Here is a 19,451-nt window from a genome sequence, read left to right on the forward strand (position 1 = left end):
TTTAGTTATCGGAAACGCAACATGCTAATTTACTTGGGTTGCCATGGTTGGCAGCCTGAGAATGACAGGAAATAGGTAGGAACAAACATTGACGTGGTTATTCAAAAGTAAGAAACGTGGGTTGCTGGTGTGTGCCGTTCTGGTGGTGCTTGCCGTTGTGGCTTATTGGCACTTTAGCCATCCGGCTCCGGTGGAGTTTAAAACCGTCAAGGTCGCTAAACGCGATCTGGAACAAAGCGTATTGGCAACCGGCCAACTGGACGCGGTGCGTAAGGTTGATGTGGGGGCTCAGGTCAGCGGACAGTTGGAGAGCCTGAAGGTCGAGATTGGCGATAAGGTGCAAAAAGGCCAACTGCTCGGCATTATCGATCCCGAACAGGCACAAAACAGCATTCGCGAAGGCGAAGCCACGCTGCAGCAACTGCAAGCCCAGCTGCAACAGGCTTTGGCAGAGCAACAACTTGCGGCGGTGACCTTGCAGCGTAACCGCGAACTGGCCAAGGTGCAGGCGGTGTCGCGCCAGGATTTGGATAAATTCACCACTGAGCTGGCGGTAAAAAAAGCGCAGGTTGAAACCACCAGAGCACAGATCGCCAAAAATCAGGCCAGCCTGGATACCGCCAAGATCAATCTCGCTTATACCCGTATCGAAGCGCCGATGGACGGTGATGTGGTGCAGATCACCACCTTGCAGGGACAGACGGTGATCGCCGCGCAGCAAGCGCCCAACATTCTGACGTTGGCAGACATGAGTAGCATGATGGTGAAGGCCCAGGTTTCCGAGGCGGACGTGATCCACCTCAAGCCGGGGTTGAAAGCCTGGTTTACCGTGCTGGGCGATCCGAGCAAACGTTTTGACGGCGAGCTGAAAGACATTCAGCCCACGCCAGAGAAGGTCAACAATGCCATTTTCTATTATGCGCGTTTCGAAGTGCCAAACCCACAGGGCTTGCTGCGTCTGCAAATGACCGCGCAGGTGCATATTCAGCTGGCTGGCGTCAGCGATGCGCTGGTGATCCCGCTGGCGGCATTGGGGGATCAGATCGCCGATAACCGTTACCACATTTCGGTACTGAAACAGGGCAAGGAAGAGAAGCGCGAAGTTACGATCGGCATTCGCAACAATGTGGATGTGCAGATTGTCAGTGGGTTGCAGGCCGGTGAAGAAGTGATTGTCAGCCGCGGCGGCGCGGAGGCCAGCTGATGACGGCACTGTTAGAACTGAGTGATATCCGGCGTAGCTACCTCTCCGGCGACCAGACCATAGACGTGCTGAAAAACGTCAGTCTGCGCATCAACGCTGGTGAGATGGTGGCGATTATGGGGGCTTCTGGCTCCGGTAAATCGACGCTGATGAACATTCTCGGCTGCCTGGACAAGCCCAGCGCCGGGACTTACCGTGTGGCCGGGCAGGATGTGGCAACGCTTGATGGCGATGCGCTGGCCCAGCTGCGGCGCGAGCACTTTGGCTTTATCTTCCAACGCTATCATCTGCTACCCCATCTGAGTGCGGCGCATAACGTGGAGGTGCCTGCGGTTTATGCCGGGCTGGGCAAGGCAGCACGGCGCGAAAGGGCGGCGGCCTTGTTGCAACGTCTGGGGCTGGGGGAACGTATCACCTACCGGCCAAGCCAGCTTTCGGGGGGGCAGCAGCAGCGTGTCAGTATTGCGCGGGCTTTGATGAACGGTGGTCAGGTGATCCTGGCGGATGAACCGACCGGTGCGCTCGACAGCCATTCCGGTGAAGAGGTGATGACGATCCTCAAGCAACTGCGCGAGCAGGGGCACACGGTGATTATCGTCACGCACGATCCGGCGGTAGCACAGCAGGCAGAGCGGATTATCGAAATCCGCGACGGCGAAATCATCGCCGACTCTCGGCCACAGGCGCAGGGTAACCCGCAGGCCAAAATGCTGGATATGGCCAAGCCAGCGCCTTCCTGGCAGCAGGTAGCTGGCCGTTTCCGTGAGGCGTTGGTGATGGCTTGGCGTGCTATGGCAGCCAACAAGATGCGCACGGCGTTAACCATGTTGGGGATCATCATCGGCATTGCCTCGGTGGTCTCAATCCTGGTGATCGGCGACGCGGCCAAGCAGATGATCCTGGCAGACATCAAATCCATTGGCACCAACACCGTGGACATCTATCCCGGCAAAGACTTTGGTGATGACGATCCCAGCTTCCGCCAGGCGTTGAAGTATGGCGATCTAAGCGCGTTGCGTGAACAACCCTATGTCAGTGCGCTTTCGCCGAGTATCAGCAGCAGCATGCGGCTACGGTTTGGCAATATTGATGTGGCCGCCAACGTCGCGGGCGTCGGTGAACAATTTTTCCGAGTTTACGGCATGACGCTTTCCCAGGGGGTAGGCATCGATGCCCTACAGGTGCAATCCCAGGCGCAGGTGGTGGTGATCGACGCCAATACCCAGCGGCGGCTGTTCCCGCATAAAAAAAACGTGGTGGGTGAGGTGATCCTGATCGGCAATATGCCAGCCACGGTGGTTGGTGTGGCCAAGGAAAAGCAGTCGATGTTCGGCAGCAGCAAGGCGCTGAGCGTATGGGTGCCCTATAGTACGATGGCCAATCGCCTGATGGGCAACGACTATTTTGACTCGATCACCGTGCGTATCCGTGAGGGCTATAACAGCCAGGAAGCGGAACAGCAGTTGACGCGGTTGCTGACGCTGCGCCACGGCAAGAAAGATTTCTTCACTTACAACATGGACAGCCTGGTGCAAACCGCGGAGAAAACCACTCGCACGCTGCAACTGTTCCTGACCCTGGTGGCGGTGATATCGCTGGTGGTTGGCGGGATTGGGGTGATGAATATCATGCTGGTCTCGGTAACGGAAAGGACGCGTGAAATCGGCATTCGCATGGCGGTGGGGGCGCGCTCTGGCGATGTCCTGCAACAGTTCCTGATCGAGGCGGTGCTGGTCTGCCTGGTGGGGGGCGCGCTGGGGATCGCGCTGTCGTTCGCGATTGGCCTGCTGGTGCAATTGGTGATGCCGGGCTGGCAGATCAGCTTCCCGCCGGTGGCCTTGCTAAGTGCGTTCTTGTGTTCCACCGGTATTGGCGTGGTGTTCGGCTATCTGCCGGCACGCAGCGCTGCCCGCTTGAATCCGATTGACGCCTTGGCGCGCGAGTAACGGCAAAAATAAAATGCCAGCCGTATGGCGGCTGGCATTTTGAGTTGACAGTGCAGAAGTGGCTGAAGGGGAGCGTTTAGGCCATTGCCTCGCTTTCCAGCGGCATAATCAGGCTCGCGTGGTTCCCTTTCGGCCCTTGATGTACGTCGAACCTGACCTGTTGGCCCGCTTTCAACGTTCGGTAGCCATCCATTTTAATTGTTGAATAATGCGCGAAGATATCTTCACCGCCGCCTTCCGGGCAGATAAAGCCGAACCCTTTGGCGTTATTGAACCATTTAACAGTACCCGTCTCCATGTTGCTACATCCCTCGCAATGCTATTTTTAAAATGAGATGAATAACTGATCCAGGTGAGCACCAACTGGTCAAAAGACCAACAACTCACAAAATTACACTCTAGAGCAAATGATCAACACGTCAAGGGATCGGCCAATGACCGCGTCGGGCAGTTCACCAAAGTTTGAAGTAGTTAACGCTATTGACATGGTTTGGTAACAAATTGTGGCCGCGATAAGGGTGATTAATCGCGTTGTGCTGCGGCACGTTAACCGCGAAGATGGTAAAATAGTCTTGATACTCCCGTTTGAATAACCCGAACATGGCCCCATATACTGAGGCATGGCAGAGAAGATGAGCAGCAATGGGCAATAGCAACGATTGGCTAAATATTGAACACTTGGCCGAAGAAAAACAAATCGATGCGGTAAAACCGCCGTCAATGTATAAAGTTATACTTAACAACGACGATTACACACCGATGGAATTTGTGATTGACGTTCTGCAAAAGTTCTTTTCTTATGATATTGAACGTGCAACGCAACTGATGCTCACGGTCCACTATCAAGGCAAGGCGATCTGCGGTGTTTTCACCGCTGAGGTCGCGGAAACCAAGGTGGTCCATGTGAACCGTTACGCAAGGGAGAATGAGCATCCGTTGCTCTGTACGCTGGAAAAAGCCTGAAAAGGCAATCTATTGGGGAGGTGCCTATGCTCAATCAAGAATTGGAACTCAGTCTCAACATGGCTTTCGCCAGAGCGCGCGAGCACAGACATGAGTTTATGACCGTGGAGCACCTGTTGCTGGCGTTACTCAGCAACCCTGCCGCGCGCGAAGCGCTCGAGGCTTGTACGGTGGATCTGGCCGCGTTACGCCAGGAGCTGGAAGCCTTTATCGAACAAACCACACCAACGCTGCCCACCAGCGAAGAGGAGCGCGATACTCAGCCGACGCTCAGCTTCCAGCGTGTACTGCAGCGTGCGGTATTCCACGTGCAGTCCTCCGGCCGGAGCGAAGTGAGCGGTGCCAACGTGTTGGTGGCGATCTTCAGCGAACAGGAGTCCCAGGCGGCATACCTGCTGCGTAAACACGACGTCAGCCGTCTGGACGTGGTGAACTTCATTTCACATGGTACACGTAAAGATGAGCCGGGCCAGGCACCTAATGCGGAAAACCCGGTAAACGAAGAGCAGCCTGGAGGGGAAGACCGTATGGAAAACTTCACCACCAACCTCAACCAACTGGCCCGCGTCGGCGGTATCGATCCGCTGATTGGCCGTGACCGTGAACTGGAGCGCGCCATTCAGGTGCTGTGCCGCCGCCGTAAAAACAACCCGCTGCTGGTGGGGGAATCCGGCGTAGGTAAAACCGCCATTGCCGAAGGGCTGGCCTGGCGGATCGTGCAGGGCGACGTGCCAGAGGTGATGGCAGACTGCACCCTCTATTCGCTGGATATTGGCTCATTGCTGGCGGGCACCAAATACCGTGGCGATTTCGAGAAGCGCTTCAAGGCGCTGCTCAAACAGCTGGAGCAGGATAAGAACAGCATCCTGTTTATCGACGAAATTCACACCATCATCGGTGCCGGTGCGGCTTCCGGTGGGCAAGTGGATGCCGCCAACCTGATCAAACCGCTGCTGTCGAGCGGCAAGATCCGGGTGATTGGTTCCACCACCTATCAGGAGTTCAGCAATATTTTCGAAAAAGACCGTGCGCTGGCGCGTCGCTTCCAGAAAATAGACATTACCGAGCCGACGCCGGAAGAGACCATTCAGATCATCAATGGTCTGAAAACCAAGTATGAAGCGCACCATGACGTGCGTTACACCGCTAAAGCGGTTCGTGCTGCGGTAGAGCTGTCGGTGAAATACATCAACGACCGTCATCTGCCGGACAAGGCAATCGACGTGATCGATGAGGCTGGTGCGCGTAGCCGGTTGCTGCCGGTGAACAAGCGTAAGAAAACGGTCAACGTGGCGGATATTGAATCCGTGGTCGCACGTATTGCGCGTATCCCGGAAAAGACCGTCTCTGCCAGCGATCGCGACGTGCTGAGAAGCCTGAGCGACCGCCTGAAAATGCTGGTGTTTGGCCAGGATCCGGCCATCGAGGCGCTGACCGAAGCGATCAAGATGAGCCGTGCCGGTCTGGGCCAGGATCGCAAGCCGGTGGGGTCCTTCCTGTTCGCCGGGCCGACCGGGGTAGGGAAAACCGAGGTTACCGTGCAGCTGGCGAAGGCGCTGGATATCGAATTGTTGCGGTTTGATATGTCCGAATATATGGAACGTCATACCGTCAGCCGTCTGATTGGCGCACCTCCGGGCTACGTCGGTTACGACCAGGGCGGCCTGCTGACCGATGCGGTGATCAAACATCCGCACGCGGTGGTCCTGCTGGATGAAATCGAGAAAGCGCACCCGGACGTGTTCAACCTGCTGTTGCAGGTGATGGACAACGGGACGCTGACCGATAACAACGGCCGTAAAGCAGACTTCCGTAACGTGATCCTGGTGATGACCACCAACGCCGGGGTACGTGAAACCGAACGCAAATCGATTGGCCTGATCGAACAGGACAACAGCATCGACGCGATGGACGAGATCAAGAAGGTGTTTACGCCAGAATTCCGTAACCGTCTGGACAACGTCATCTGGTTCAACCATCTGTCTCCTGCGGTGATCCAGCAGGTGGTCGACAAGTTTATCGTCGAACTGCAGGCGCAACTGGATGCGAAGGGCGTGTCGATGGAAGTGAGCGACGAAGCGCGTGACTGGCTGTCGGTGAAAGGCTATGACCGTGCGATGGGCGCTCGTCCAATGGCGCGTGTGATGCAGGAAAGCCTGAAAAAACCGCTGGCCAACGAACTGCTGTTTGGCTCACTGGTGGACGGCGGCTCGGTGAAAGTCGAGCTGGACGCAGACAAGAAACAGCTGACTTACCACTTCCTCAGCGCGCAGAAGCGTAAAGCGGATGAAGGTGCGGTGCACTAAGCGGTAGGCTGGTAACGAAAAAGCGATGCCTTGGCATCGCTTTTTTTATACGTGAATTTCACGGCCTACGAAATTGAACCAGGTCGGGGCGAACAGATTCGCCTCAACAAAATGAGTGAGCCCTCTCAGTTTACCTGCGCCAACACAACTCGGTGGAGAACGTTGCTGCGGGGGTAAACGGAAAGGGCTCTTTTGAGGGATCACATCCTCGGTGTCGCCAGTGGCTGGCGACGGGTGAGCCGATTAACGGCTACGGAAGACAATGCGGCCTTTGCTCAGGTCGTACGGGGTCAGCTCTACAGTGACTTTGTCACCCGTCAGGATGCGGATATAGTTTTTGCGCATTTTACCGGAGATATGAGCGGTAACCACGTGCCCGTTTTCCAATTCAACACGGAACATGGTGTTCGGCAGCGTATCAAGAACGGTGCCCTGCATTTCAATATTGTCTTCTTTGGCCATCGAATCCTCTAGGTGTAACTACCTTAGTTTTTAACCGGCAAGATAATGCCGAAAAACCCACATTATGTAAAGGAGTGTCGGTGAACAATGCACCGATTCCACAAAATTAGTCAGTTTGGGAGGGCAGTTCAACCAGCTGTGGGGGTATGACTTGCGCTGTCCAGCATTCCGGCGCTAACACCCTGCGCTGAAGGTTGCTCAACTGCTGCAAAAATTGGCGGCGGGGAATTTCTCTCGCTCCAAGCCGGGCAGTGTGAGCGTTAAGCACCTGACAGTCAACCAATTCTCCTCCATAAGCGGCAAAATGGCGGCAAAACGCCCATAAAGCACACTTTGATGCGTTGGTGGTGCGGCTAAACATCGATTCACCGCAGAACAGCGCTCCCTGGGCGACACCGTACAGGCCGCCGACCAGCTCTTCCCCCTGCCACACCTCAATGGAATGGGCGTGCCCAAGGTGATGCAGTTGTAAATAGGCACGCTGTACCTCCTCGCCGATCCAGGTGCCTTCATCGGGGCGGTATGCACAGGCGGCGATCACGGCGGCAAAATCATGATTGAGGGTAATGCGGAACGGCGGGTTGCGCAGGAATCGCTTGAAGCTGCGGCTGACATGGTAATCCGTTGGGAACAGCACCGCTCGAGGGTCCGGTGACCACCATAGGATGGCTTCCCCAGGCGAATACCAGGGGAAGATCCCGCGCTCATAGGCTGCCAGCAGCCGCGCAGGCGTCAAATCGCCACCGATGGCCAGCAGTCCGTTAGGATCGTGCAGGGCGGCCTCTGGTGAGGGAAACGCTACAGACTGCGATGACAGCTTAACAATGCGCATAAAACCTCTTAGCGTCGCCCACAGGCGGTTCTACAGCGATAGATTACTGATACGTTGGTGGAATTGGGCGTAACGGCCAGGCTGGCGCATTAGCGCCGCGTGGCTGCCTTGTTCCACGATACTGCCACCGTCCATCACGCAGATGCGATCGAAATGCTCCAGCCCATAGAGTCTGTGAGTCACCAGAATTAATGTCTTGCCGCGACAATGCTGGCGGAGCAGGGCCAGGATCTGTTGTTCGGTTTCGGCATCCAGCCCTTCGGTTGGCTCATCAAGCAGCAATAGCGGGGCTTGATGCAGCAGGGCACGGGCAATGCCCAGACGGCGTTGCTCACCGCCGGAAAGCTGGCGGCCACCTTCACCCAGCCAGGCATTCAGCCCCTCATTTTCCAGCAGCTTATCCAGACCAACTTGTTGCAGTGCGAGGTTTAAGTCCTCATCGCTGGCCGCAGGTGCGGCGATACGCAGGTTTTCACGCAGCGTGCTGCTGAAGATATGCACCCGCTGGCTCACTACCGTAGTCATGGCGCGCAGCGTAGCTTCATCATAGCTGGCCAATGGTTGGCCGTTGAGCAGGATTTGGCCGCCGTCGGCATTCCAGGCGCGGGTCAGCAATTGCAATAGGGTCGATTTACCACAGCCGGTACGGCCCAACAGCGCAATATGCTCTCCAGCGGCGATGTTCAGCGTCACGTTGTTCAACACCGGCAGCGTCTGGTCGGGATAGGTGAAAGACACCTCGCTCAGTTGCAGTTCTGCGCACGGCTGTGAAGCTGGGCCACTGGCAGGGAAGGTGACTTCCGGTTGCTGATCGATGATCTGCTTGACCCGGGTCGCCGAAGCGATCACCTGGCCCAGATGTTGGAACGCGGCGGCGACGGGCATCATGGCTTCAAAAGAGGCCAGGGCGGCAAAGGCAAACAGGGCAATCAGGGCCCCGGGTTGGGTATCGCCACCGATCCCCGCAGCGGCAAGCCACATCAATAGCGTAACGGTGAGGCCACTTGCCAGGATCATCAGCGCCTGGGCAATCCCCCCAAGTGAAGCCTGTTGCCACTGACGGCTCTGCCAGCGCTGTTCGGTTGCGTTGAGCTTATGCCGGAAACTGTCCAGCGCACCAAACACCACCAGTTCGGCCTGCCCCTGGAGCCAGGCGGTCAGGTCGGTGCGGTACTGGCTGCGTAACAGGGTCAACTCTCCCCCGATGGGCTTACCTGCGCGATAGAAGACCGGCGGAACGGCCAGCAACAGCAATAACAATATTCCGCCCAGCGTCAGGGCTAACGGAACATCCAGCCAACTGAGGCCGAAGGTGACTACCACAATCACCACCGCAGCGCTGACCATTGGCGAGATAACGCGTAGGTAGAGGTGATCTAGCGTATCAACGTCGGCAACCAGGCGGTTAAGCAGCTCAGCCTGACGGAAGCGGGCAATACCACCCGGTGACAGCGGCAGGATCTTGCGGAAGGTAAATACCCGCAGATGGGACAACACGCGGAAAGTGGCGTCATGGCTGACGACCCGTTCTGCATAACGCCCGGCGGTACGGAAGATTGCCGCGCCCCGTACGCCAGCGGCCGGTAGCATGTAGTTGAAGGTATACAACCCCGCCAACCCGGCGAGCGAAGAGGCGGCCAGGAACCAGCCGGACAGCGCCAGCAGGCCGATACTGGCCAGCAGGGTGACGATAGCCAGCACGATACCCAGTAAAATCAGAAACGTGTGGCGGCGATACAACGCCAGGAATGGCAGCAAAACGCGCATGATTATAGCTCCCCGCTGCGGTGTGCAATCAGTTTGGCAAACAGACCGGGCTGGGCGCTCAGCGTGGCGTAGTTGCCCTGCTGCACGATTTTGCCGCTGTCCATCACCCAAATCTGGTCATAATCTTCGGTATCTTCCAACTGGTGCGTGACCAACAGCGTGGTCTGCTGATGGGAGGCAGCATTCAGCGCCTGCATCACCAAACGTTCGCTGTGAGCGTCCAGGCTGGCCGCAGGTTCATCCAGTAACAGCAAGCGGCGGGGGCTGAGCAGTGCTCGCGCCACGGCCACACGCTGAGCTTGCCCAACGGAAAGGCGGGCAGCGCCATCGCCCAGATCGGTTGCCAATCCCTTCGGTAAATGCGGCAGGAATTCACTGACGTAAGCCTGTTCGACGGCCTGCTGCAATTGGGTTTCGCTGGCCTGTGGGTAGCCGAGCAGAATATTGTCCCGCAGAGTTTGGGCTGGCAGATGGGGGTTTTGCCCCACCCAGCCCAGTTGCTGACGCCAGTTAACCGCATCCAGCTCGCGCAGTTCGATGCCGTTGATCAGCAACGAGCCACGATAGGGCAGGAAGCCCAGCAGCAGATTCAACAACGAACTTTTCCCCGCACCGCTAAGCCCGACTAAGGCAATGCGCCGGTTGGCAGGCAAGGTAAAATCAAGGGGGCCAGCAAGCACTACCCCATTGGGCGAGAGGATTTCCAACTGCTGTGCCCGTATGGTCAGTGGTTCTTCGCTATTTAGCGTTTGAGAGCCATTGCCAACCTGCTCGCCCTCGGCGGCCAGGAAGGTTTCCAGCGCTTCGGCAGCGCCCACGGCCTGGGCTTTGGCATGGTAAAAGGCGCCCAGATCGCGCAGCGGTTGGAAAAACTCCGGTGCCAGGATCAGCACCAGAAAACCGGCAAACAGCGTTACGCCCATGCCATAGCTGCCAAAGTCCAGTTCACCGAGGTAGGAGAAGCCAAAATAGACCGCCACCACGGCGATGGAAATCGAGGCGAAGAACTCCAGCACGGCGGAGGAGAGGAAGGCCAGACGCAGCACTTCCATGGTGCGCTGGCGAAAATCTTCTGAGGATTTGGCAATGTGATCGGTTTCCGCCTGGCCGCGATTAAACAGACGCAGAGTATCCAGGCCGCGCAGGCGATCGAGGAAATTGCCGCTGAGCCTTGCCAGCGCGACAAAGTTACGGCGGTTGGCATCGGCCGCACCCATACCGACCAGTGCCATAAACAGCGGGATCAGTGGGGCGGTAGCCAGCAGGATAAACCCGGCCGCCCAGTTGATCGGGAAGACGGTGATCAGGATCAGCACTGGGATAAACACGGCCAAATACATTTGCGGCAGATAGCGGGAATAGTAATCCTGCATATCCTCAATCTGCTCAACGATGATGCTGGCCCAGCTCCCGGCGGGCTTGCCCTGGATCCAGGCGGGGCCAAGCTGTTGCAGTTTATCCAGCACCTGCGAACGCATACGCTGGCGAATGACCTGCCCGCAGATGAAGCCAACCCGTTCGCGCAGCCAGCTCAGGAAGGCGCGCAGGGCAAAGGTGGCGGCCAACCAGATAAACGACGAAACCAGTTCGCCACGGGGCTGATGTTCAATAATCAGCGCATGGAGCAGTGAGGCCAACAGCCAGGCCTGGGCGACGATCAAGATGCCGCTTGCCAGGCCTAACAGCATGGATAAACGTAGCCAACGCTGCGCCAACGTACTCTGTGTTTTGAGCCAACGGGTTAACTGGTGCTGTCTGGTTTTTTTCATCAGGTGTCTGCGTCGCCGATGCCTGTTGTAGCAGGCTTGGTTAACGTACTGTTAAAAAAGTGTTTGTCTCAGCGGAAAATAAGACAAGTGAACGCTAATGTTACCTCGTCACTCGGTAGACGTGAACTAAATATCCCTTTCATCACTTGGGCAACAGTCACGTTTTTAGCGTGGAGGGGGTTGTTTTGAACTTTCAGGGGCGGGGGATAGAAATAAGGCGGCCAACAGGCCGCCTCGCTATCATTGCTGATGAGGGCTTACTTAACTTCGGCCTGTGCGATACCGTCGAGATAGCGTTCGGCATCCAGTGCGGCCATACAGCCCGTTCCGGCTGAGGTGATCGCCTGGCGGTAAATGTGATCCATGACGTCACCTGCGGCAAATACGCCCGGAATGGAGGTCTGGGTCGCGTTGCCGTGAATACCGGACTGCACCTTGATATAGCCGTTTTCCAGCTCAAGCTGCCCGCCAAAGATCGCGGTGTTCGGGCTGTGACCGATCGCGATAAATACGCCGGCAAGCTCTAACTCTTTGGTTTGCTCTTCGTCCTTGGTGCTGCGTAAGCGCATCCCGGTGACGCCCATCTGATCGCCCAACACTTCGTCCAGCGTGCAGTCCGTATGCAGGATGATGTTGCCGTTCTTCACTTTTTCCATCAGGCGATTGATCAGGATCTTTTCGCTGCGGAAAGTGTCGCGGCGGTGCACCAGGTGAACCTCAGAGGCGATGTTTGACAGATACAGCGCTTCTTCCACGGCGGTGTTGCCACCACCGACTACGGCGACCTTCTGGTTGCGATAGAAGAAACCATCGCAGGTGGCACAGGCGGAGACCCCTTTGCCCTTGAAAGCTTCTTCCGATGGCAGGCCTAAATAACGGGCCGATGCGCCAGTAGCGATAATCAAGGCATCGCAGGTATATTCGCCGCTATCACCCAACAGGCGGAAAGGACGGTTCTGCAGATCGACACTGTTGATATGGTCAAACACGATCTGGGTGTCGAACTTTTCTGCGTGCTCACGCATCCGCTCCATCAGCGCCGGGCCGGTCAAGCCTTCGGCATCGCCTGGCCAGTTCTCGACTTCGGTGGTGGTGGTCAGCTGACCGCCTTGCTCCATACCGGTGATCAATACCGGGTTCAGGTTCGCGCGTGCTGCATAAACCGCTGCGGTGTAGCCAGCCGGGCCAGAGCCCAGGATCAATAATTTGCTATGTTTAGCCGTGCCCATGAATAACCTCGTTTCCCACAATGGCGGACAATGAAACCGATTGTAGGGAAAATACGGCAGTAAAAAAAGCGCCAGGGGATGTTGTTACCGATTTGTTTGATAATCAGCGCCTATTAGCCGCGATTTTATCCTTGGGCTGGGAGAGGTAACAGCAGCAATAATTTTGTACAGCAATGGGTTAAAAATGCGTTTTTTGTCGGGTTTATGTGGGCAACTACCCGGTTTCGGGTAGGGGAAATTCCTAATAAAAAATCAGGTGCTCAGTTTTGCTGGCGGTACGTTCTACTGATTTTAGTTCTTTTACTTTGACAATCCGCTGCGCATTTGCGAAAACATCATTGGAAGAAGAAATTAACCCCGTGACAGCTGCAAATCGTAGGCATTTTCGCCACCCAGGCAGAATATTGTCGGGGCGCGACGGGTGAGGGAGGGTTTGCCCTGACGGGGTTGATGGATTTCTGAACGTAAATCATTTGAATTCGTTGCCCAGAGGTGACAGACAGGCTGGGCAACGGCGGAAGATGGTAGTGACAAAGAGTGACGAAGCACAAGGGCGGTTGGTATTACGTATCCTGTTCCCTCAGGGGGATGAACCGCTAAACACTGGCATCGGGTCTTCGCTTGGAACAAATCCTTGCACATTGACGTTGGCTAGGGTGTGGCAAGTGCAGGGAAGAACATAAGAGAGACAATAATAATGGTAGATACTAAAAAACGCCCGGGTAAAGATCTCGACCGTATCGATCGCAACATCCTTAATGAGTTGCAGAAGGATGGGCGCATTTCGAACGTCGAACTTTCAAAGCGCGTGGGGTTATCCCCAACCCCTTGTTTGGAGCGTGTGCGCCGTCTTGAGCGTCAAGGCTTCATTCATGGGTATACCGCATTGCTTAACCCGCATTATCTGGACGCTTCCCTGCTGGTCTTCGTGGAAATCACGTTGAACCGCGGTGCGCCGGATGTGTTTGAGCAATTCAACTCTGCGGTACAAAAACTTGAAGAAATTCAGGAGTGTCATCTGGTTTCCGGTGATTTCGACTATCTGTTGAAAACCCGTGTACCAGATATGTCAGCTTATCGTAAGCTGTTGGGCGAAACTCTGTTGCGTTTACCGGGGGTGAATGACACCCGTACTTACGTCGTGATGGAAGAAGTCAAACAGAGTAACCGTCTGGTTATCAAAACACGGTAAGGTGCAGGTGCAAAACCTGATTAAATTCGTTACACTCCTGTTTATTCATACAGTTTTGGCGCCGGGGAAACTTCTCGGCGCCGTTACTCTATCCGTCAACAGGAACCTGGAGTGCCTTTCTTGAGCCAGGAATACACAGAAGATAAAGAAGTTACCCTGAAAAAACTCAGCAGTGGGCGACGTTTGCTCGAGGCTGTGTTGATCGTGGTGGCAATTTTTGCCGTTTACCTTATGGCTGCATTGGTCAGTTTCAATCCTTCCGATCCTAGTTGGTCGCAAACTGCCTGGCATGAGCCTATCCACAATCTGGGCGGCGGGGTAGGCGCATGGTTGGCCGACACGTTGTTCTTCACCTTTGGGGTCCTTGCCTATGCGATCCCACCGATTATGCTGGTGTTGTGCCTGTCTGGTTACCGTCGGCGCGATAACGGCGATTACGTCGATTTCTTTGGGCTCTCGTTACGTTTGATCGGCACATTGGCGCTGGTGCTCACCTCGTGTGGCCTGGCGGCGTTGAACGTTGACGATCTCTATTACTTCGCTTCCGGCGGGGTGATTGGCAGCCTGCTAAGCAATGCCATGTTGCCGTGGTTTAACGGCATTGGCGCCACTTTGGCGCTGCTCGGCATTTGGGCAGTGGGGCTGACGCTGTTCACCGGTTGGTCATGGCTGGTGATTGCGGAAAAAATTGGTGGTGTCGTGCTGGGCGCCGCTACCTTTATGACTAACCGTTCACGCCGTGAAGACCGCTATCACGACGATGACGATGTCGTGTTCGACGATCGCGAAGAAAGCGGCCAACCTGTGGCACCTGCTGCTCTGGCAGTAGATGAGGACGACGCGTTGTTCTCTGCCTCTTCCGTGACCGAAACCGCCGAAGAAGCAGCGCAAGATGCCGCAGATCCTTTATTAAGTGGGTTGCGTGCCAGCGATGATGACCTCCCGCTTGCCGAGCCAGCGCCGGTCGTTACTGATATCCCGGTAATGCCGAAAGCGGCCGTTCAGGCTCCGGTCACCGTTGCCCCGACAGCGCCTGCTTCCATCAATCAGCATCCATTAACCCCTGCGCAGCCACAAGACACGCCGCCGCTGTATTCGTTTGAACTGCCTGAAGAGACACCGGCACCGAGAACGACGCGCGTAACGGAGCCTTATCGTGAGGAACATGAGCCGCGCCTGGGTGACTGGCAGACCCCCGTTACGCCAAAACCAGAGCCGTCACCGTTTGATTTCTCTGCGGCTCAGCGGGATAGCGACGATGTTATTGGCTCAACGGGTTTCAGCGCCAGAGAGGTAGTGAAGCCAGCGGCGGTTGCCGCAGCCACAGCAACCGCTGGCGCGGTGAACAACACCTTCATGCCTGCGTTTACAGCCACCAGTGATGCGAGCTCGCAGATCAAGCAGGGCATCGGCCCGGAACTGCCACGGCCAAATCCGGTGCGTATTCCAACCCGGCGTGAGCTGGCCTCCTACGGCATCAAGCTGCCTTCGCAGCGGATCGCGGAGCAGGAGCAGCGCAACCGTGGGGATGAACCTCAGCCAGAACCGTTCAGCAACCCGCAGGAAGAAGATGAAGTCCTGCAAGAAGCTGCATTGCGTCAAGCCTTTGCCGAACAGCAAAGCCAGCGCTATGGCGAAGAGTATTCGCAAGAACAACAAGATGACGAAGATGCGCAGCGTGAGGCCGAACTCGGTCAGGCATTTGCCGCGCAGCAACAGGCTCGCTATGGCGTAGAAGAACCGCAGCCTGAACCAGAACCAGCTCCGGTAACTCGCCCGGTGGATACCCGCCAGGCCTACAGTTTCTCACCGATGGCGGATCTGGTGGATGACGGACCAACCGAGCCGCTGTTTACCTTGTCGCCACAGCTTGAGGATAGCATCGAGCTGGAAAGCGAGTTGGAAGACGACGTGCCGTTCGGGCAGTTTGAGCCTGAGGTGCCCGCTTATCAGGCGCCGCGTCCGCAAACTAACCCTGCGCCTGGTTACCAGCCGCAACAGACTTATCAGCCACCCGTTCAGCAGCAACCGCCAGCACCAGCGATGGACAGCCTGATCCATCCATTCCTGATGCGTAATGATATGCCGCTGCAGAAACCGACTACGCCACTGCCAACGCTGGATCTATTGACCGAGGCCCCGAAAGAGGTCGAACCGGTCGATACCTTTGCGCTGGAACAGAAAGCGCGGCTGGTGGAAGCCAGCCTGGCGGATTACCGCGTCAAGGCCGACGTGGTCGATATTCTGCCTGGTCCGGTCATTACCCGCTTCGAACTGGATTTGGCTCCTGGCGTCAAGGCCGCGCGTATCTCCAACCTGTCGCGCGATCTGGCCCGCTCATTGTCAACTTCCGCCGTGCGTGTGGTGGAGGTGATCCCGGGTAAGCCATACGTCGGCCTGGAACTGCCGAACGTCAAACGGCAAACCGTGTATCTGCGCGAAGTGCTGGATTGCCCAGCCTTCCGCGACAACCCATCGCCTCTGGCGATCGTATTGGGTAAAGATATCGCGGGTCAGCCAGTGGTCGCCGATCTGGGTAAAATGCCGCATCTGCTGGTGGCCGGTACCACCGGTTCCGGTAAGTCGGTTGGGGTCAACGCCATGATCCTCAGTATCCTGTATAAGGCCACGCCGAAAGAAGTGCGCTTTATCATGATCGATCCGAAAATGCTGGAACTGTCGGTCTACGAAGGCATCCCACACCTGCTGACCGATGTGGTTACCGACATGAAAGACGCCGCCAATGCATTGCGTTGGTGCGTGGCAGAGATGGAGCGCCGCTATAAGCTGATGTCTGCCCTGGGAGTTCGTAACCTGGCAGGCTACAACGAGCGGGTCGATCAGGCCGAGGCGATGGGGCGGCCAATCCCGGATCCGTTCTGGAAGCCAAGCGACAGCATGGATATCACGCCGCCGGTGTTGGAAAAAGAGCCGTACATCGTGGTGATGGTGGATGAATTTGCCGATCTGATCATGACGGTGGGCAAAAAGGTTGAAGAGCTGATCGCTCGTCTGGCACAGAAAGCGCGTGCTGCGGGGATCCACCTGGTGCTGGCAACCCAGCGTCCTTCGGTGGACGTGATCACCGGTTTGATCAAGGCCAACATCCCGACGCGTATCGCCTTTACCGTATCGAGCAAGATCGACTCCCGCACCATTCTCGATCAGGGCGGAGCGGAATCCTTGCTGGGGATGGGTGACATGCTGTATCTGGCACCGAATTCTTCAATACCGGTGCGTGTGCACGGGGCGTTTGTCCGCGATCAGGAAGTTCATGCCGTGGTCAAAGACTGGAAAGCGCGTGAGCGGCCGCAGTATAAAGAGGGTATTCTCAGCGCCGGTGAAGACGGTGAGGGTGGCGCAGGCGGTGGTCTGGACGGTGACGAAGAGCTGGATCCGCTGTTCGATCAGGCGGTCGAGTTTGTGGTGGATAAACGCCGCGCCTCGATTTCCGGTGTACAGCGTCAGTTCCGCATCGGCTACAACCGCGCCGCGCGTATCATCGAACAGATGGAAGCGCAGGGCATTGTCAGCGAGCAGGGGCATAACGGTAACCGTGAGGTGCTTGCCCCGCCACGGCATGATTGATTGCCATCAGGCGCTGTAACCATCATAAAAGGGCCGCTTTGCGGCCCTTGTGCAAAGAAGCGTAAACCCCTGCTTTATCGGAATCGTGCTCTGGCTGTCGGCCGAGCGCTTCGGGTAGAGTGGAGGTGTTCAGGGTTATATTGACCCAGCTTGCGGTAAACGCATTTCATAAGGTAGCTGAAATAATGAAAAAACTGTTGATGGCCTGTTGTCTGCTTTCGGGATTCGCGTCTACTTCCGTGTTGGCGGATGCTGCGCAAGATTTGCAAAGTCGTCTGGCGAAAGTAAACAGTTTCCATGCCAGCTTCTCCCAAACTGTCACCAGTAGTGACGGCGCTGCTGTGCAGCAAGGGGAAGGCGAATTATGGGTAAAACGCCCCAATCTGTTTAACTGGCACATGACCTCGCCGGATGAGAGCGTGCTGGTTTCGGACGGCGAGACCCTGTGGTTCTACAACCCGTTCGTCGAGCAGGTGACGGCCACCTGGCTGAAGAACGCCACTGGCAATACGCCCTTTATGCTGATCACCCGTAACGATGCTAACGACTGGAAAAAATACAACGTGAAGCAGAAGGGCGATGATTTCGAACTGACGCCAAAGGCCAGCAGCGGTAATCTGAAGCAGTTTGCCATCACCGTGACCAATAGCGGCACCATCAAGAGCTTTGCTGCGGTTGAGCAAGATGGCCAGCGTAGCGCTTATCAGTTGAAGAGCCAGCAGAGCAGCAGCGTTGATGCTGCCAAATTCAAATTTACCCCACCGAAGGGGGTGACGCTGGACGACCAGCGCCAGTGAGGTCTACGTGAGCAACATGTCACTCGATTTTTCCCATAATGAGTTCCAGCCACTGGCCGCGCGTATGCGGCCAACCACGTTGGCACAATACATTGGCCAGCAGCATTTGCTGGCCCCGGGCAAGCCGTTGCCACGCGCCATCGAGGCTGGGCAGTTGCACTCTATGATCCTGTGGGGGCCGCCGGGAACCGGGAAAACGACGCTGGCAGAGTTGATTGGCCGCTATGGCCGGGCCGATGTTGAGCGCATCTCAGCGGTAACCTCCGGCATCAAGGAGATCCGCGAAGCTATCGAGCGCGCCCGGCAAAACCGCGATGCAGGCCGCCGTACCATCCTGTTTGTTGACGAAGTCCACCGCTTCAATAAAAGCCAGCAGGATGCCTTCCTGCCACATATCGAAGACGGCACCATTACCTTCATCGGCGCCACCACGGAAAACCCCTCCTTTGAGCTGAACTCGGCGTTGCTGTCACGCGCGCGGGTCTATCTGCTCAAAGCGCTGACGGCGGACGACATCGGCCAAGTGCTGGATCAGGCCATGGAAGACAAGGCACGAGGTTTTGGCGATCAAAACATCGCGCTGCCGCCGGAAACCAAGCGCATGCTGTCAGAACTGGTGGGTGGCGATGCCCGCCGCGCCTTGAACAGCCTGGAGATGATGGCCGATATGGCGGAAATCGACGGCAAAGGCATGCGGGTATTAACCCCGGAGCTGCTCAAAGAGGTCTCCGGTGAACGCAGCGCGCGCTTCGATAACAAAGGCGATCGCTATTACGATCTGATTTCAGCGCTGCATAAATCCGTGCGTGGCTCGGCACCGGATGCCGCCTTGTACTGGTATGCACGTATTATTACTGCTGGTGGCGATCCTCTATATGTGGCGCGCCGCCTGTTGGCCATTGCCTCTGAAGACGTTGGCAACGCCGATCCACGCGGAATGCAGGTGGCCATTGCCGCCTGGGATTGCTTCACCCGCGTTGGCCCCGCGGAAGGGGAACGCGCCATCGCACAGGCGATCGTTTATCTGGCCTGTGCGCCAAAAAGCAACGCCGTCTATACCGCTTTTAAAGCCGCCATGCGTGATGCCAAAGAGATGGCGGACTATGACGTGCCGGAGCATCTGCGTAACGCACCGACCAAGCTGATGAAAGAAATGGGTCTGGGCGCAGAATACCGCTATGCCCATGACGAACCCAACGCCTACGCGGCCGGAGAGAGCTATTTCCCGGCAGAAATGGCCACCACGCGCTACTATCATCCAACCTCGCGCGGGCTGGAAGGCAAAATCGGTGAAAAGTTGGCATGGCTGGCTGAGCAGGATCAAAATAGCCAGACAAAACGCTACCGCTAGCGTTGCCGTTGCGGTAAGGTTAGCGGGTATCACACTTCTTTTATG

Annotated in this window: 14 protein-coding genes; 8 read left to right on the top strand and 6 right to left on the bottom strand. The window is 56.5% G+C overall.

Annotated features, from left to right (window positions below; genetic code table 11):
• Positions 1–88: 88 nt before the first annotated feature.
• On the top strand, positions 89–1,204 hold the full coding sequence (macA, locus tag KGP21_RS10930; protein WP_024486524.1) for a macrolide transporter subunit MacA: 1,116 nt from the start codon (positions 89–91) through the stop codon (positions 1,202–1,204).
• Complete coding sequence (gene macB, locus KGP21_RS10935; protein WP_223538156.1) at positions 1,204–3,150, top strand: macrolide ABC transporter ATP-binding protein/permease MacB; 1,947 nt, start codon at positions 1,204–1,206, stop codon at positions 3,148–3,150. Before macA ends, macB begins: the two co-directional genes overlap by 1 nt.
• Before the next feature lie 76 nt (positions 3,151–3,226).
• On the opposite strand, the gene cspD is transcribed toward macB, so the two are convergent.
• Positions 3,227–3,448 carry a cold shock-like protein CspD gene (gene cspD, locus KGP21_RS10940; RefSeq protein WP_021804952.1) on the bottom strand — a complete coding sequence of 74 codons (222 nt, stop codon included), beginning with the start codon at positions 3,446–3,448 and terminating at the stop codon, positions 3,227–3,229.
• Positions 3,449–3,792: 344 nt separating this feature from the next.
• On the opposite strand from cspD, the gene clpS reads away from it, so the two are divergent.
• Both clpS and clpA read left to right on the top strand, forming a co-directional pair.
• Positions 3,793–4,113, top strand: a complete 321-nt coding sequence (clpS, locus tag KGP21_RS10945; RefSeq protein WP_021804950.1) for an ATP-dependent Clp protease adapter ClpS — start codon at positions 3,793–3,795, stop codon at positions 4,111–4,113.
• A gap of 26 nt (positions 4,114–4,139) precedes the next feature.
• Positions 4,140–6,419: an ATP-dependent Clp protease ATP-binding subunit ClpA gene (clpA, locus tag KGP21_RS10950; RefSeq protein ID WP_024529873.1), complete on the top strand. Its 2,280-nt coding sequence runs from the start codon at positions 4,140–4,142 to the stop codon at positions 6,417–6,419.
• Positions 6,420–6,662: 243 nt separating this feature from the next.
• On the opposite strand, the gene infA is transcribed toward clpA, so the two are convergent.
• From infA to trxB, 5 genes are all read right to left on the bottom strand, one after another.
• Positions 6,663–6,881, bottom strand: coding sequence for a translation initiation factor IF-1 (gene infA / locus KGP21_RS10955; RefSeq protein ID WP_002211347.1), 219 nt, complete (start codon positions 6,879–6,881; stop codon positions 6,663–6,665).
• Positions 6,882–6,987: 106 nt separating this feature from the next.
• Entirely contained in the window at positions 6,988–7,713 is a 726-nt protein-coding gene (aat, locus tag KGP21_RS10960) for a leucyl/phenylalanyl-tRNA--protein transferase (protein WP_094982385.1), read from the bottom strand.
• 30 nt (positions 7,714–7,743) lie between these two features.
• Positions 7,744–9,480, bottom strand: coding sequence for a cysteine/glutathione ABC transporter ATP-binding protein/permease CydC (gene cydC, locus KGP21_RS10965; RefSeq protein WP_223538158.1), 1,737 nt, complete (start codon positions 9,478–9,480; stop codon positions 7,744–7,746).
• 2 nt (positions 9,481–9,482) lie between these two features.
• Positions 9,483–11,249: a cysteine/glutathione ABC transporter permease/ATP-binding protein CydD gene (gene cydD / locus KGP21_RS10970; RefSeq protein ID WP_021804946.1), complete on the bottom strand. Its 1,767-nt coding sequence runs from the start codon at positions 11,247–11,249 to the stop codon at positions 9,483–9,485.
• Positions 11,250–11,506: 257 nt separating this feature from the next.
• Positions 11,507–12,478 carry a thioredoxin-disulfide reductase gene (gene trxB / locus KGP21_RS10975; RefSeq protein ID WP_115159636.1) on the bottom strand — a complete coding sequence of 324 codons (972 nt, stop codon included), beginning with the start codon at positions 12,476–12,478 and terminating at the stop codon, positions 11,507–11,509.
• 697 nt (positions 12,479–13,175) lie between these two features.
• On the opposite strand from trxB, the gene lrp reads away from it, so the two are divergent.
• The 4 genes from lrp to KGP21_RS10995 all read left to right on the top strand — a co-directional run bounded on the left by lrp (position 13,176) and on the right by KGP21_RS10995 (position 19,406).
• Positions 13,176–13,670, top strand: a complete 495-nt coding sequence (gene lrp, locus KGP21_RS10980) for a leucine-responsive transcriptional regulator Lrp (RefSeq protein WP_021804943.1) — start codon at positions 13,176–13,178, stop codon at positions 13,668–13,670.
• Between the two features lie 120 nt (positions 13,671–13,790).
• Positions 13,791–17,258: a DNA translocase FtsK 4TM domain-containing protein gene (locus KGP21_RS10985; protein ID WP_223538161.1), complete on the top strand. Its 3,468-nt coding sequence runs from the start codon at positions 13,791–13,793 to the stop codon at positions 17,256–17,258.
• 185 nt (positions 17,259–17,443) lie between these two features.
• On the top strand, positions 17,444–18,055 hold the full coding sequence (gene lolA / locus KGP21_RS10990) for an outer membrane lipoprotein chaperone LolA (protein WP_223538164.1): 612 nt from the start codon (positions 17,444–17,446) through the stop codon (positions 18,053–18,055).
• 7 nt (positions 18,056–18,062) lie between these two features.
• The gene (locus tag KGP21_RS10995; protein WP_059200383.1) at positions 18,063–19,406 is read left to right on the top strand and encodes a replication-associated recombination protein A; all 1,344 of its coding nucleotides are present in this window, start codon (positions 18,063–18,065) and stop codon (positions 19,404–19,406) included.
• Positions 19,407–19,451 lie beyond the last annotated feature (45 nt).

This window comes from Serratia sp. JSRIV004 (genome assembly GCF_019968705.1).
Classification (GTDB): Bacteria; Pseudomonadota; Gammaproteobacteria; order Enterobacterales; family Enterobacteriaceae; genus Chania; species Chania fonticola_B.